The organism is Streptomyces flavovariabilis (assembly GCF_000725785.1).
GTDB lineage: Bacteria > Actinomycetota > Actinomycetes > Streptomycetales > Streptomycetaceae > Streptomyces > Streptomyces hawaiiensis.
On the sequence record NZ_JNXD01000098.1, the window covers coordinates 1 to 331 of the forward strand.

1 protein-coding gene is annotated in these 331 nt (G+C 68.6%); it reads right to left on the reverse strand.

The features are described from left to right. A partial coding sequence (locus IO24_RS41805; RefSeq protein ID WP_037670012.1) for an AMP-binding protein occupies positions 1-331 on the reverse strand: 331 nt, incomplete at both ends.

Here is a 331-nt window from a genome sequence, read left to right on the forward strand (position 1 = left end):
CTGGTCGTCCGCGCGGCCCAGGAAATGCAGAGTGCCGTCACTGTTCCAGCGCACCAGATCCCCGGTGCGATACATACGCGAACCCGCCGGCCCGTACGGATCGGCGACAAACCGCTGACCAGTCAGCCCCGGCCGGTTGAGATAGCCGCGGGCGACACCAGCTCCCGCCACATACAACTCACCAGGCACTCCGGGCGGGACCGGAGACAGCCCCGCGTCCAGGACGTAGGCCCGCACGTTGTCGATGGGCCGGCCGATCGGCGGGACGACCGCACCGGACAACGGCTCGCTCAACGTCGCACAGACCGTCGACTCCGTCGGACCATACGCA